5 protein-coding genes are annotated in these 13830 nt (G+C 72.5%); all 5 read left to right on the forward strand.

The window, feature by feature from the left end; translation table 11 throughout:
• Positions 1-8: 8 nt before the first annotated feature.
• Genes FFS09_RS09840 through FFS09_RS09860 form a run of 5 tightly spaced genes read left to right on the forward strand, consistent with a single transcriptional unit; the run spans position 9 to position 13790 of the window.
• A complete protein-coding gene (locus tag FFS09_RS09840; protein ID WP_137918689.1) occupies positions 9-4832 on the forward strand; it encodes a hypothetical protein in 4824 nt (1607 codons plus the stop codon).
• Between the two features lie 21 nt (positions 4833-4853).
• On the forward strand, positions 4854-6323 hold the full coding sequence (locus FFS09_RS09845; RefSeq protein ID WP_137918690.1) for a hypothetical protein: 1470 nt from the start codon (positions 4854-4856) through the stop codon (positions 6321-6323).
• Between the two features lie 8 nt (positions 6324-6331).
• On the forward strand, positions 6332-8266 hold the full coding sequence (locus FFS09_RS09850) for an ATP-binding protein (protein WP_137918691.1): 1935 nt from the start codon (positions 6332-6334) through the stop codon (positions 8264-8266).
• On the forward strand, positions 8263-12813 hold the full coding sequence (locus FFS09_RS09855) for a hypothetical protein (RefSeq protein ID WP_137918692.1): 4551 nt from the start codon (positions 8263-8265) through the stop codon (positions 12811-12813). Before FFS09_RS09850 ends, FFS09_RS09855 begins: the two co-directional genes overlap by 4 nt.
• On the forward strand, positions 12810-13790 hold the full coding sequence (locus FFS09_RS09860) for a hypothetical protein (protein WP_137918693.1): 981 nt from the start codon (positions 12810-12812) through the stop codon (positions 13788-13790). Before FFS09_RS09855 ends, FFS09_RS09860 begins: the two co-directional genes overlap by 4 nt.
• Positions 13791-13830: the final 40 nt, after the last annotated feature.

Below are 13830 nucleotides of genomic sequence, written 5' to 3' on the forward strand. Positions count from 1 at the left end.
GAACCGACGTGAGCATCGAACGCATCGACAAACCCCTGCAGGGCGAACGTGTGGTGGCGCTGTCGCCCGAAGACGCCACCCTCGCGGCCACCGACTGGCTGCGCCGGCCCAACCTGTTCGCCGGCCGCGCGCTGACCGCGCCCACGCTGCAAGGCCGCCAGCGCTGGCAGGCCGGGCGCATCGCGCAGCGTGGCCAGGCGCTCACCGCTGGCGTGGTGCGCGGGCTCGAGGTGTTCGCGGTGCGCGACGCGGGCGATCCGCGCCTGCTGATCGAACCCGGCCAGGGCCTCTCGCTCAGCGGTGAAGACGTGATGCTCGCGCGCCGCGCCGAATGCCGCCTGCTCGACCTGCCGGTGGTGGCACCGTCCGCGTGGCTGGTGCCCCAAGAAGGCGAGGAGGGCGAGCAGGCGACCGGTCTTGGCATCGTGCACCCGCGCAGCGTGCCCAACGAACTCACGCTGGCCGACCTGCGCGAAAGCGCGGGCGACCGCCTGCCGCGCGTGGGCGTGCTGGTGCTGCAACCCATCACCGTGGCGCGCTCGGACGCGAATCCGAACGACCCCTGCGACCGCTGCCCTTGCAGCGATGGGGAGAGCAGCGACGCCAGCGTCGACAGCTTCGAAGACTGGCGCACGGCCGACGGCGCGCGCCTGCTCTGGTACCCCTGGCCGGTGGAGTGGCGCGCCTTGCCCGCCACCACGCTGCGCTTGCGCAACGCGCTCGCCCACGCGGTGTTCGACGCCGAGGCCGTGCTGCCGCACGGCCAGGCCTTGCCCTGGGAAGCCTGGGGCGTGCCGATTGCACTCGTGGGGCTCGACGACGGCTTCATTCCGCGCTGGGTGGACCGCGCATCGGTCGTGCGCCAGGGCGGGCGGGCGCGCGAAGAGCGCCTGCAACTGCTGCCCGATGGTCTTGCGCCCGGCGGTGGCGTGATCGGCCTCGCGGCCAACAGCCGCCTGCCCGCGCTGTGGCAGGCGCGCATCGAACAGTTCGCGCAGCAGATCGCCGACATGGGCGCACCCCTGCCCGCGCCCGAGGTGCTGGCCGACCCGTTCCTGCGCCTGCCGCCCTGCGGCCTCATGCCCACCAGCGCGCTCGACCTGTCGAAAGTGCTCGACCAGCCCACGCTCAGCAGCCCGTTCTTTCCGCCCGGCTTCGAACTCGACGCCGTGCCCGTGCCCATGGAGCAGCTCGACCTCGCCATGCGCGAAGCCGCGCCGCTGGCCGCGTTCGACATGTCCGCGCCCGAGCGGCTGCGGCTGTTGGTGCCGGTGACGCAAGCCTCGTGGGAGCCGCGCCTGTTGCACCGCGAAACCGTCGCGCCCGAATTCCAGGAAACGGTGGACGCCTTCGTGCTGCGGCGCGCGCGCGAACTCGGTGGCCGCCAGGGCCTGCGGCGCGAACAGGCCTTGCTGCACCGCGCGCTCACCGGCCGCGTGCTCCAGGTGCCGGAGCCGGCCGACGACCCCTTGGCGCTCGAACCCGAAAACCTCTCGCCCTGGGGACCGCCCCCTGTGGGCGGCGGCCATGTGAGCGCCTTGCGCGCGGGCGCGCACCGCCACTTCTTCGACGGCGCCACGCAGACCTTCACCCCCAGCGCGAGCGAGCTGTTGATGGCCTGGGTGTGCATCGATCCCGACCATCCACCGCGCAGTCTGATGCTCGAATGGCGCGACGCCAACGGCTGGGAACACCGCGCCTACTGGGGCGAAGACCTGCTGCCCGCGGGCCGTCCCAACACCGGCGCGCACCCGTTCAAGGTCGCCGCGCACTACCACGTCGGCCCCCTGCCCGAGGCCGGCCGCTGGCTGCGCCTGGAATTGGCTGCCGGCCTCGTGGGCCTGGCGGGCCGTGCGCTCAACGGCATGGCGTTCACGCTGTTCGATGGCCGTGCGGCCTTCGGCATCAGCGGCGCGCGCAGCGGCGCGGTGGAGCGCGCGTGGTTCGGCCACCTGTTGCCCACCGGCGCGCGCACCGACGGCGACGAAGCCTGGGAACTGTTGAGCCACAACGACCTGTGGGCGCCGTTCGAAATCAACGACGGCATCGTGCCCACGGTCACCACCACCGTGCCCGCGGGCGGTGGCCACGTGGAGCCCGCCACGCCGGGCGTGCACCAGCACTACCTGGAAGGCGCGAGCGCCACGCTGAACACCATCACCGCGAGCGACAACCTCTTCGTGTGGGTGTACCTCGACCCGAACGAGCCACCGCGCGAACTCATGATCCAGTGGAAGCTCGGCGCCGACTGGAATGCGCAAGGCCGGCGCGCCTACTGGGGCGAGAACCTGATTGGCTGGGGTGTGGATGGCACGCCCTCGCGCCTGCGCCAGGGCGGCCTGCCGGCATTGGGCCGCTGGCAACGGCTGGAAGTGGCCGCCAGCGCGGTCAACGCCGTGGGCCAGACCCTCAACGGCATCGCGTTCTCCTTGTTCGATGGCTGCGCCGCGTTCGGCGCCTGCGGCAAGATCCCGCAGGCCGTGCCGGGCCAGGTGGGCGATCGCGTCGAAAGCGTGTGGTTCGCCGGTGCGCCGCCCGCCGGCGCGGTGCAGGCGCCGCCGTTCCAGTGGATCGGCGCGCTCGACATGATCGAGCCCACACCCGCCGCGCGCGTGGGCCAGTCCAGCGCGGTGGCCAGCCTGCTCGCCGACCCGGCGCTGGCGCCCTTGTCCGAACGCGAACGCGCACAACTGCCGCTGCGCGGGCTCGAAGGCTTCATGGCCTACCTGCGCGCGCGCGCCGACCGCGCCGACGACATCACCGACTTCGGCTTCACCCACATGCAGGTCGACATGCACCGCGTGCGCCAGATGATGATGAGCACGGCCGATGCGAGCCGCCTGGCGATCTCGCCCGCGCTCGCGGCGATCGCGAAGTCCGACAGCGCCATCACCGTGCAGGCGCAGATCAAGGAGTACATCGGCAGCGTGAAAGCGGTGCGGGCGCAGGCCGTGGCCGCACCCCCACCGGCACCCGCGCCCGCGCCGCGCGCGCTGGCCATGAACTTCGGCACCGTCGCCATGGTGAGCAACGTGCAGCAGGTGCGCCAGAGCAGCCAGATGGTGCTGCTGCAACCACCGCGCGCGCCGGTCAACATCGTCTATGCCAACCCGGTGGTGGGCCTGGCCGAGGTGCGCACGGCGGCCATTGCCGACCGCCTCAAGCAACCGCCGTCCACCGAGGCGCGCGACTACGCCTTGTCCAACCGCCACCGCACGGTGATGGCCTTGCTCGATCTGTTGCAGAACTTCACCGACGAGGACAACGGCGAGCCGCCCGCGATGTTGAAGAACTTCCCCATCAGCGGTCTGAAGGGCGACGCCTTCGTGCCCAGCGCCACCGACCTCGTGCGCCCGCTCGACTGGTTCCTGGGCAGTGGTGATCGCCAGGCGATGCTGCTCAAGCCGCCGCCCACCGCCGATACCGACGAAGCCGTGCTGTTCACGCAAACCGTGGCGCTGTCGGACAACACCATTGCCATCCTGCGCCAGCTCGAAGGCCGCCTCACGCTCTACCGCACCGCGCTCACGCGCTGCGAACAGGTGCTGGCGCAGATGCAGTCGCAACTGCAGGTGGCGGGCCAACGCCTGCGCGCGGCCGAAGAGCGCCTGGCCGAAGCCCGGCACGACGTGGGCGTGGCGCGCGCGCTGCTCGACGAAGAAACCGCGCGTGTGCTGGCCATCAACCAACGCCGCGCGCGCGTGCTGGCCGAAGAGGTGCAGTACCTCGCCTTCGTGCGCCCGCGCGAAACCGCCAACGGCACCAGCGCGCCGCGCCGCGTGCTCGATCCGGGCCTCATGGACGCGCCCGTGCCGGCCTGCCTGCGCGAGCACAACGATGTGCCCGACGAACTCGACGAGATGCTCAAGGTGCTGCGCGAAGCACCCGCGTCGCACTTCGTCGGCGCGCCGGCCATCCTGCAGAAGATCGACCGGCCCGAGCTGTTGTTGCGCACGCTCAGGAGCGCGCAGTTGCGCAGCACCGTGATCACCCAGCGCGCCGCGCCGGTGGTGAGCGCGGGCACCGGCAAGCTGGGCGTGCACATCGGACAGATGCTGCAGCGCCAGACGCAGGCCGTGAGCGTGCGCGCCGAAGCCGTGCAGCGCATCGACCTGCAACGCCTGTCCAGCGCCACCTGGCAAAGCGTGCAGCGCGAAACGCAGGAGGTGATCTCGCTTGGCGACATCATCGATGGCGACCACGGCAAGGGCGAGGTGGCGCGCCGCGCGAGCGAACTCTTCGAGCGCATCGCCGGCGTGTGCGCTTGCCTGCACGCCGAGTTCTCGGGCGTGTTGCCCTCGATCCGGCTGGACTGGGCGGAGGTGATGTCGCAGTTCGACGACGCGCCCAACCTGCGCAACCTCGGCACGCTGCCGCGCTGGAGCGAGATCGGCTACGTGGACCGCAAGCAGATGCAGGCCTACACCGACTTCCTGTTCGCCCAGGTGCCCGCCAACAACACCACCGCGGTCGCGCTCATCAACGACGTGGTGCGCATGGCGCTGCTGCTGGCCAGCCACGCGCCGGTGGGCCGCATCGTGGCCGGGCGCTTGCCGCGCCCCGTCACGGCGGTGCGCGTGGGCAGCCGCATCCCGCTCACCGCGCTGGACAACAGCCGCCTGCGCGTGGGCATGCAGGCCATGATCTACAAGGCCGACAAGCTCATGGCGCGCGCCACCGTGGAAGACGTGGGGCAGGGCGAGGTGTCGGCGCGTCTGGTGCACACCAGCAGCGTGCAGATCGACCTGGACGTGGACGTGCGCGTGCACTTCGACCAGACCCAGGTGCTGAGCGCGTCGCCGCTGCGCGGGTTGAAGCTGTTCCCGTCGTGAACCAGCCACGACTACCCCACCATGACCACCGCTGACCGCACCGTGCACCACCTGCGCCTGCGCGCGCCGAACGCGCACGCGGCGCGGCAAGCCGTGCACCGTCTGGAAGATGCGCTGCGCTGCGCCAGCCTGCCCGATGCCGGCGAACGCGTGCTGCTGGTGCGCCGGCTGCACCTGGGACCGTTGCCCCAGGGCCTGTCGTCGCAAAGCCTGAGCTTGTTGATCGAGCAGCGTGTGGCGGCCGTGGGCGGCGCGTGGGTGCATGGCGATGACGACGCGCGCGCGGCGCGCAGCGACGCGGTGTTTTTTCCCAACCGCCTGCACGCCGCCACATCCGCCTTGCGCCGCCGCGCGTTGGGCGAGCGCCTGGACGCATGGCACTGGCCGCTGGCCCTGCCGGACGTGGACGTGCATGCCGAGCCGACCGAATTTCTCTCACAGTTGCTGCACAGCGTGCAACAGTGGCCCGAGGCGCCGGTGGCCATGGCCGCGTTGGCGGACCATGGACAGCCCGAGGTGCGGGACTGGTGGGCGGCGCATGCGCCGGCCGAGTGGCGCGACCACCCCGGGGCACGGGTACCGCGTGCGCGGGCCCGCCAGCCAACACCCCACGACGCGGTGGCGCAAGCTCCGGCCGGGCCCCGTGCGGCCATCACACACCGTGGCGCCGACACGCCCGCCGCGGTGGATGCGTCGGCAGGCCCGAGGCCAGACGCGCATGAGGCCCCATTGCCATGGGCCTCCACGGTGCAAACACCCCCGCATGCGGACCCGTTGTCAGCGGGGCTGGCCGGGGACCGTGATGGCCCGTTGAACAGCCCCGCCCGCGGGGTGGAGCGCCAGGGCGTGGCGCATGCGGGTGAACGCGACACCGTGCACACGCGGCAGACACCCGCGCCGCCACCGCCGCCCGAACCGGCCTTCGCCATGGCGGCCGCGCGCGCCCAAGCCGCGGGCGCCGCGATCGCGGCGGCCCACGCGCCCGTGCCCATGGACGCCTTCGCGCGCCACGCCGTGCCCGACACATCCGAGGACGGAGTGCTGCTCGAAACCCGGGCCGGTGGCCTGCTGTTTCTGTGGCCCTTGCTGCAGCGCGTGGGCTTTGCCGAATGGGACGCCGCGCACCCCGACGCGTGGATGGCCCCGCAGGTGTTGCGTGTGGCCTTGCAGCGCCTGCGCGTGCCGCCCGACGACCCAGCGTGGGCGCTGCTCGACAGCCTGCCCGCCGCGCCGGAACCCGGCGCCGAACCCGACGGCGCGGCGTGGCTGCGCCGCTGCCGCCGCTGCGCGCGCCGCATGTGGCAGATCGGCCTGGCCAGCCTGGTGGTGCGGCCGGCGTGGCTGCATTGGAGCGACACCCACATCGACGTGCACTTCCGCCCCCCGGACGCCGACCTGCGCGTGCGCCGCGCGGGGCTCGACACCGACCCCGGTTGGGTGGACGCACTGCAACGCGTGGTGGGTTTTCATTTCGACCGCGAAGACCTTTGAGGCCGGCCATGAACGCCCCGGTGCCCCACCTGTCGCAGAACACCCAGCCTTTGCACGGCCTGCTGCTGGGTTTTCTGGCCCCGGGTGAAGCGTCCACCGAACCGCAGGCGCAATGGCTGCGCGAACACCGCGGCACCGCCGCGCCCAGCGACGCCCTGGCCGACTGGCTGCGCGCGCCGCCCGCTGCGGCGCGCCCGCTGCTCGATCTGGTGGCGCGGCACCAGCTGGGCATCGTCGAACTGATTGCGCTGGCCCTGGTGAGCGCGGCCGAGACCGACGCCATGGCCGGGCGCGTGATCGCCTGGCTGCAGTCGCCCTTGCCCGGTTCGCGCCCCCGCATGGGCCTGGTGGCACGCCTCGCGACGTGCCTGCACATCCCGCAAGCCGAAGCCCAGCTCATGGAAGGCGTGGCGCGCGCGGCGCAGGTGCTGCGCATCGAGACCGCGCCGCACACCACGCTGCCCGAAGCGGCCTTGCACATGCCCTTGCCCTTGGTGATGGCGCTGCAAGGGCGCGGCCGTGAGTGGCCGGGTATAGCCCATACCGCGCGCGGCATGGACAGCCTGGCCCCGTCACTGCGCGTTGACGCGCAACGCCAGGCCCAGGCCGTGTTGCCGCGCGACGCGCTGGTGGTGCGCAGCCAGCATCCCGACGAGGCGCGCGCGGTGTGCGCGCTTATGGCGCAGTCGCTCGGGCGCTCGATGGCGGTGCTCGACGGCCCCGTGCCCGAAGGCCTGGGCGCCTGGGCCGGCTTCGTGCAGGCGCTGCCTGTGTTCGTGCCCGAGCTCGCACCGGGCGATGTCTTCGTGGTGCCCGAACTGCCGGGTTACAGCGGGCCCGCGCTGGTGGCCACCGGTGTCGATGGCAATGTGGTCTGGCACGGCGACGCACCACCCGAGTGGCGCCTGCCATTGCCCGACGCGTCCGACCGGCAAGCGCTGTGGCAACAGCACCTGGGCGATGCCGCGCTGGCCGCGCAGCTCGCCGTGCGGCACCGCAGTGGCAGCTTCAGCATCGAACACATGGCCGTGCAGGCGCGCCACCTCGCGCGGCTCGACGGCCGCGATACGCCTGGCGATGCCGACGCGCGGCAGGCATTGCGCGCCGGCACGCCGGGCGCCTTGGGCACGCTGGCCGAGCTGGTGAGCGACACCATCGACGACGGCGCACTGGTGCTGGCCGCGCCGCTGCGGCAGGAACTCGAATCGCTGGCCGCGCGCTGCCAGTTGCGCGAAGGCCTGGCCGACGCGCTGGGGCATGCGGCGCGTGCGCGCTACCGGCCCGGCGTGCGCGCCTTGCTGGTGGGCCCGTCGGGCACCGGCAAGACGCTGGCCGCCGGCTGGCTCGCCACGCGCCTGGGTTTGCCGCTGTACCGCGTCGACGTGGCCTCCGTCACCAGCAAATACATCGGCGAGACCGAAAAGAACCTGGCGCGTCTGTTCGCGCGTGCCGAACACAGCGAAGTGGTGCTGCTGTTCGACGAAGCCGATTCGCTGTTCGGTAAACGCACCGACGTGAAAGACGCGCACGACCGCTACGCCAACACGCAGACCAACTACCTGCTGCAGCGCATGGAATCGTTCGAAGGCATCGCGCTGCTCACCAGCAACAGCCGCGCGCGCTTCGACACCGCGTTCACACGGCGGCTGGACGCGATCCTCGAATTCCCCGCGCCCGCGCCGCAGGAACGGCGGCTGATCTGGCTCGCGCACCTGGGCGATCAACACCGCCTGAACGACGCGCAGATCAACCAGCTCGCCGCCGGCTGCGACCTGGCCGGTGGGCAGGTGCGCAACGCCTGCCTGCGCGCCGCTGCCTGCGCCGGTGCGCGGACGCGCGCCGTGCACTTCGGTGACGTGATCGACGCGGTGGCCGCCGAGTACCGCAAGCTCGGGCGGCAGATGCCCGCCGGCCTGCAGGTGGGAGGCACGACGTGGGCGTGAACGCGCTCGGTTCGTCGTCGCGCCGCGATGCGATGGCCACGCGCGCGGCAGCACGGCGGCGCGTGCTCGAGCCCTTGACGGAGCGCGTGACCAGCGGCGCGGCGCACGGCGTGGCCGACCTGCCGGCCCCCGAGAGTCTGCCGCGTTACCTGGAACTCGGTGGCGCAGCCGAGCCCGAAACGGTACAAGCCACACTCTCCGGAGAAGGGGTTGCTGCCCCTTCCCCCTCTGGGGGAAGGCTGGGATGGGGGCAGGCGAGCCAACCAGATCAATTCCCGCGTGCCCCCACCCCAACCCTCCCCCAGGAGGGGAGGGAGTCAGAGGATGCGATGGCCGCGCACGAAACCACGCATGCCGTCGAAGCAGAAACCGAAGCCGATACCGGCTCGACCGACACCATCGAAATGCTCGACGACGGTGGCAGTCCCGTGGCGATCCTCGACGGCGAAGACGAGATCGAACTGCTGGGCGACGAGGCGCAGGAAGAAGACGCCGTCCTGCTCGACGACGCCGAAACCGCCGCCGAAGAAGCCGAAGGCGAAGCGGAAGCAGAAGCCGAAGAGGGCGGCGGTGAAAGCGAAGAAGCCGCCGCCGACGAGGAAGGCAACGCGGCGGAAGCGACCGAGGGCGAAGCCACCGCGGAAGGCGGCGGAACCGCAGAAGCCACCGCGGAAGGCGAGGGCGGCGAAGGCGACGCCACCGCCCTCGACGACACCGCGCTGATCGACGAAGAACTCGCCGAGCACGAACGCTGGGCGGGCTCCTTCGGCGACATGGGCACGGCCGGCAGCGACGACCGCGCACGCTTCCTGCTCGACCAGGCCGGGCAGGGCGCATCGGCCGGGTTCTGGGGCGGCGTGGGCATGGGCGCGGTGATGGGCGCGGCCGGTGGCGCGCTCGGCCACATCGCCGGGCGGCGCCTCGCCACGCTCGCGGTCTCGCGCGGTGCCACCGCCGTGCCGGTGCCGGGCCTGGGGCCGGCCATCGGCGGCGTGATGGCCATCGCCGGCCTGTTCACGCGCGACTGGGGCGCCTCGTTCGACACCATCGGCCGCGTCGGCACCGGTGAAGGCTACGAAGGCCTGGCCAACGACCTCGAAGGCATTGCCGAAGCGCTGGACATGGCCTGCACCTTCATGGACATCGTCGGTGGCATCTGCGGTGCCATCGCCGTGGGCATGTGGGTGGGTGCGGTGCTTTCGGGTGGCGCGCTCGCGCCGCTGGCGCTCACGCTCTCGGCGATCGGCACCGGCATCAGCCTGGCCACCACGGCGGTGGGGCTCATCATCAACATCGCCGTGCGCCCGGCCGTCACCGCCTTGCGCGCCATGCACGCGTTCGAGACACAGGGCGACCCGGCGGCGGTGGAAGCCGCGGGCGCCTCGCTCTCGTCGGCGGCGGCGCAACTCACCGGCGCTGCCGGTGGCGCACTGGGCGGTCGCGCCGGAGGCCACATCGGCACACGCGGCGGTGCGGGTCTGTACCGCGGTGGCCGCGCCCTGGCCGCGCGGCGCACCGGTGGCCGCCCTGCCATGAGCGCCGCCGCCGGCCCGGGGCCGCGCCTGCACGTGGAAATGCCCGAAGCGCCGGCTGTGCGACCGGTGGCTGCCGATGCGCCCGCCGCCAGCGTGCGTCCGGCCGACACGGCCACCCCCGCCATCGATGTGCCCGCACCGATCACCCGGCCCGCCGATGCGACCCCAGCGGCAGTCGACCTGCCCGCCACCTCCATCCGCCCGGCCGACACCGGCACCGGCACCGGCACACCGCCCGCAGCCCGTCCCGCCCGCGCACCCGCCGCGCGCGCGCCGGGTCGTCCCCGCTCGGGCGGCGCGCGGCCCATGGACACGCGCATCCACAACGCCGAACTGCGCTCCGTGCGCGACCGCGCCGAAGCCCGCCTCGGCATCGAACTCACACCCGATCAGGTGCGCAGCCTGGAGATCCGCGAGAGCATGGCCGAGAGCGGCGCGGTGGGCCGGCCCGACGCCGACCTGCACAACCTGCCCGGCCCCGAGGCGCCCGCGCCCGCCGGGCGCGGCGACCGGCGCGCCTGGACCCATCCGGACAGCACGCCCGGGCGACCGTCACCGGATCAGGCGCGTGTGGAAGGCAGCATCCGGCGCGAGGCCGCGGCCGAGTTCAACGCCGATGCGCGCGCCGCCGTGTTGGACGAAGGCCTGCACACCGCGTCGACCCTGGAGAGCACCAGCTACCTTTCGCCGCATCAGCGAGAAACCCTGGCAGAAGCGCCGGTCTCGCGCAGCGAGCGGCGCGACCTGCGGGATGCCGGTGAGCCCATCCCCGGCCGACTGCCCGACGACTTCCAGTTCCACCACCGCATGACCGTGCGCGACCATCCCGAAGTCGGACACCGTGGCGCTGCTGGCGTGTCCCTGCCCGACCGCGTGCACCGCTTCGAAGAACATGGCGGCGACTACCGTGCCGAAATCGAACTGCTCGGCCCACGCGACCCCGGCGCGCTGGACCGGGGTTTTGGCAGCGTTCGCGAAGCCACACCCGGCGCGCGCACCCGGCACTCGGAAGTGGCTGCCGGTTTCACCTCGACCGGTGATGTGGACGCAGACATCCGCATTGAATACGGCAACTCGCACGACGCCAACCGGGGCATGGTGCGCACCGAACGCGCGCTGGCACGCCTGCGCGCCGAGAACGCCGCCGCGCCGTCCGACAGCCGCACGCGCACCATCGCGCGCATGGAAGCCGAGCTGCGGGCCGCGCGCGATTTCGCGGGGCCGGGTCCGACGGGCCGCCGTGGCACATCGACCGCGCCTACGACAGCCGCGACCGCCGCTGCACCCGCGCCAACCAGCACCGGCAGCGGCCCCGCCGCCTCATCGCCCCGCGCCCGCTCCACCACCGCGCCCGATGCCGGCAGCACCGCACCACCGCGTTACGCGTCCGACACCGAAACCGCGCGCACCAGCGACCGCGCCGCCGCCATGGCGCAGTACCACGACCAGATCCGCACCGACCCCAACCGCGAGTCCGGCGTGTGGCGCGGCGAAGACGGCACCTTCTACGTGATGCAGGGCGACGCCGGTTCGGTCGCGCCACCGTCGTCCGCCGGTCCGCTCACGCTGGTCTACCACTCGCACCCCGTCGAAGCCGACGCCGCCTACCGCGGCCTCGTGTCGCAACCCTCGCAAGCCAATGGGGACTTCGGCGTGCTCGCCTACCAGCACGGCGAGAGCGGGGCGGCCGGCAGGCGCATCGAATCGGAGTTGCACTTTCCCACCTACGCCCCCGACGGCACGCACGCGGGCTTTGGCGCGACCCGCTTCGCCTACGACCCCACCAGCCCCTTGCCCCTGCAGGTCAGCACCACCTTGCCCGGTGGCCGGGCCAGCACGCAGCGCTACGAATCGTTCGCCGACTACGAAGCGCGCACCGGCATCGTCGCGGGTGGCGACACACCCGATGCGTCCACCGCCGCGCGTGTCGAGGCCGACGCGCAACTCACCACCGACCGCGCCGCCGCGTCGCGCCGCATCGACGAAACCGCCGCCGGCCTCGCCGGCCGACGCGTGCCCGTGGGCGCGAGCGTGGGGCGTGACGAAGCGCGCAGCGCGGAAGCCGAGATGCGCGATGAAGGCGCAGCCGCCGCCACGGCTTCGACCCCGGCCGACCCGCACGGCCGTGGCCCGGCCTACGCGGTCAGCGTGGCCGGCCTCAACCCCGGCGAGTCGATGGAACTGCCCATCAACCCGGCCTACCCACCGCCTCCGGGCACCCCCGACCAGCTCGACGCCTTGCTCGAACAGGTCGACACCGCGCGCCGCACGGCCGACGTGTTGAGCGACACCGAAGACAGCATGGCCGCCAACACCGAGACCGAACTGGAACACCAGAGCGGTCTCGAAGAAGCCACCGTGGTGGGCGAAGACCTCACCGCCGAACGCGAGACCCACGCGGGCGAAGTGGACACCACCACCACCGCCAACGACGACATGCTCACCCAGGCCGGCGAGGCCTACGACTCGCTGGGCAACAGCGCGCGCGAGGCGGGTGCATTGGCCAGCCTGGTCACCAGCCTGCAAGCCTTCCGGGGCATGGCGCATCTGTTCTCGTACCTGCCCGGCAGCCTCGGCGAAAGCGCCGAAACCGCGCGCGACGATTCCGCGCGCCTCATCGAAACGCTCAACCGCGTGAGCGATGCCGACGCCGCGCAAGCCAACGTCGACGCGGGGCGCGAGAACATCGAAGGCGATGGCGAGCGCATCGACACCGTCACCACCGAAGGAGAGACCACCGACACCACCATCACCGAAGGCACGGACGCGCTCGTCGAACTGCAAGCCACGAACGAAGCCAGCCTGGCCGAAACCCAGGCCACGCACGAGCAGGCCACCAGCGAGCGGCGCGCCGCCGAAGATTCCGAAAGCGATGCCCAGGGCGCGCATGACAGCCTGCTGGCCGAACTGCAGGCCTGGGCGCAACAACACCAGCAAGCCCGAGAGACCGCCGTGTCACAGGCGCTCGGCACCTACGAAGGGATGGGCCTGACGGCCAGGGAGATACCATGAACGACTCAACGGTGACATTGCACGACGTGAGCCCCGAACAGCTGGAAGCACAAGCGCGCGAACGACTGGCGCAGGCCGATCTCGATGGTGCGGCCGGCCTGTTGCAGCAAGCCGCGCGCGACTGGGTGGTGTTGGACAACGCCGAGCGCGCGGGCACCTGCTGGCTGCTGGCCGCGTCCACGCTGCGTCTGGCGGGGCAGCTCGGCCCCGCGGGCGAAGCCGCGCGCAACGCGCAAGAGCTGGGCACGCTGCCCGCCGCCCTGCGCCGCGGTGTGGAGATGGAACTGGCCGAACAGGCCTTGGCCAGCGGCGACGCAGCACTCGCGCAGCGGCGCTTTGGCGCTGTGCTGTTGCGCCACGCCGAGCACCTCGATGGCCCCCTGCGCGCCGTCGTGCTGCAACGCCGCGCGGCGGCGGCCTCGGCTGCGCACGACGAGCCCAGCGCCGCGGACGACTTTTGCGCGGCGGCCGATCTGATGGAGCGGGGCGGCAAAACCGCGGACGCCGAAGCCGCGCGCCTGGCCGCGGCGGCATGCCTGTCCACCGTGGACCCTCAGCGCGCGGAAGCGCTCTGGCGCCAGGTGAACCAGCACCCGCCCCGCGACGGCACCGGCGCCGCGCGGCGCGGGCTGGTGGGTGGGCACATCGCCTTGCAAGGCCACGAACCGGCGCTGGCGCTGGCGCGCTACGGCGCGGCCCGGCAAGGCGCGCTCGACGCGCGCGACGCCGCCTCCTACCTCGCCGCATCCGTGCAATCGGCGAACCTGCTGGAGCAACAAGGACAACTGAACGACGCCTACGCCCGGCTGGCCTCGGCCTGGGTCACGCTGGGCAGTCTGCTCGGCCGCGAATCCGCGGCCACGCTGGTGCGGCCCGCCCTGCAAGGCCTGCGCGAGCGCTTGGGGCCCGAGGTGTTTCAACGGGTGAAGGACGGGTACGAGGCGGCACGCCGGCGCGTGCGCACGGCCGAGGACTGAGCAAAGACCGGGCGCAGACCGAGAAGCGTTCGATGCGAGA

Source organism: Hydrogenophaga sp. 2FB (genome assembly GCF_005503365.1).
In the GTDB taxonomy this organism is placed as follows: Bacteria; Pseudomonadota; Gammaproteobacteria; order Burkholderiales; family Burkholderiaceae_C; genus Hydrogenophaga.